Consider the following 1,749-nt stretch of genomic DNA (forward strand, 5'->3'; position numbering starts at 1 on the left):
CATTCGTAACAAGTTAAGCCTGTATGGCAGTTGTCAAGGGGATTTCAGAAGATGTCTCAAAGAAATATTGGTTCAGACCTCGCTGTCGATCGGGAAAAGGTGCAATAATTAACTTAGTATGGGGTTTTCGCTGAGATTTAACAATACCTAAATCTCGATTTTCAGGCGCGGCGAAATACTCGATTGGGTCAGTTGCCTTACCTTTTTGACGGGCTACATAAAAATGGTAAAGACCCCGGTAAATCATTTCTAATGAAATTGAATCTATTGGTAAAGAGAGTTGGTCAGCCACGGCATCACCTAAATCGACCAAGAGTGCATAAAATATCCAAGTACCCCAGATTTGAAGCTGAATGCCGTTGAGAGAACCCGTCCACAAATAACTTAATCCCAAGAGCCTTTTTACGGTATTAAAAGCCTCTTCAATTCTCCAGCGCCTGCGATATAAATCTGCCACAACGTAGGGTGGTAACACTTGAGGTTCCAGCACAGTTGTCAAATAAGAATGCCAGGTTTTACCCGAACGAACTTCAATCAGACGTAAGGTAATAAATGGAGTTTTGGCTGTTCCCGAACCCAAACGTACCCGACTATCTCTCAGGTCGTAACTTTTGGTAAATACTTGCTCTACTTGGATTGATGCTCCTTTTTTCAAACGAGTAATTAAGTGAATATCTGCTTCAATTAATTTGAGCCAAAAGCTAAAATGATAAAAACCTCTATCCAGTAAGAGTAAGGTTTTAGGTGGCACCAATTGCAGGATATTTTCTTCAAGCTTAACATCAGAAGATCGGGGATTTTCCCGAAACCAAACTTCGACAGGTAACCTAGTCATTAAATCTATGACTGTTGCCATTTTTCCTGCCAACTGCCCTCGCGGTATATCTTCCAGGCTTTTAAGCTTGCAAAACAATGCTTCGAGCGTTGAGCTATCCACTATCCAAATTCTCGAAAATTTGGTCAAGGCAAATTGAATGCTTTCTGGTAGAGGCCGTTGGTTTCTCTTGTACCAAGCAGTTTTTAAGTTTGGCAATAAATTTTTAAAGACTCCCTCAAATAAAGAGGCAGGAAAACTTAAAAATCTTTGAGACATTGCTTGTTGAGTGACTGTTGTAGGTCGGCACCATAAAAAACCTTCTCTTGCCAACATTCTTGTGAGTTCTGTCACTCCAGCCACGTCTCGCCACAATAGGGTTAATACTGCTGCTACCATCAACGGTAGATTAAGAATTCTCCCTCGTAAACCCAGTTGACGGTAGTAATTTTCTTGTGAGGTGATGGCTGGTGTTAATAATGCCGATAGTTGCGAGGCAATCGCTTCGTCTTCCACCATCGGTCTTGTGGTTTTTTTGGCGTGGTCACGGTTGGTTTTTTGACTCTTAGCCATATTTACTACCTACACAATCGCTCAATTATTTGTCAAATAAGATGGTTCGATCGTACCAAGGCTCGCCACCCTGAATGCTCGCCCCGACGCTGCCGTGCGCTTGCGGTGCAACGGAACTCGAGCTCCCACCATTATTATCGAGCTCCCGCCACTATTATCGAGCTCCCGCCACTATTTTCGAGCTCTTGCAACGCCAGTCGAGCGAACAATTTATTAATAATGATAATCGCTGTCGGTGGGAGAGTCCGCCGTCGGCGAACTCTCCCACCTTTACCCCTTTTTTGATTATCATTATTGTTCCATAATATTTCTGCAGAAAGAGGTATTGACAAAATCTACTCCTTTCTAACTTGTTACCAATG

1 protein-coding gene is annotated in these 1,749 nt (G+C 42.6%); it reads right to left on the reverse strand.

Features of this window, described 5'->3' with window-relative positions:
* Positions 1–13 precede the first annotated feature (13 nt).
* Positions 14–1,333: an IS4 family transposase gene (locus QUA57_RS28455; protein WP_333065139.1), complete on the reverse strand. Its 1,320-nt coding sequence runs from the start codon at positions 1,331–1,333 to the stop codon at positions 14–16.
* Positions 1,334–1,749: the final 416 nt, after the last annotated feature.

Origin of the sequence: Microcoleus sp. Pol7_B2, from assembly GCF_036701035.1 — a bacterium.
In the GTDB taxonomy this organism is placed as follows: domain Bacteria; phylum Cyanobacteriota; class Cyanobacteriia; order Cyanobacteriales; family Microcoleaceae; genus Microcoleus.

What these genes read in the sequence shown, in the direction of transcription:
- QUA57_RS28455 (WP_333065139.1), bottom strand. Translation starts at nt 1,333, where the DNA reads ATGGTGGAAGACGAAGCGATTGCCTCGCAACTATCGGCATTATTAACA.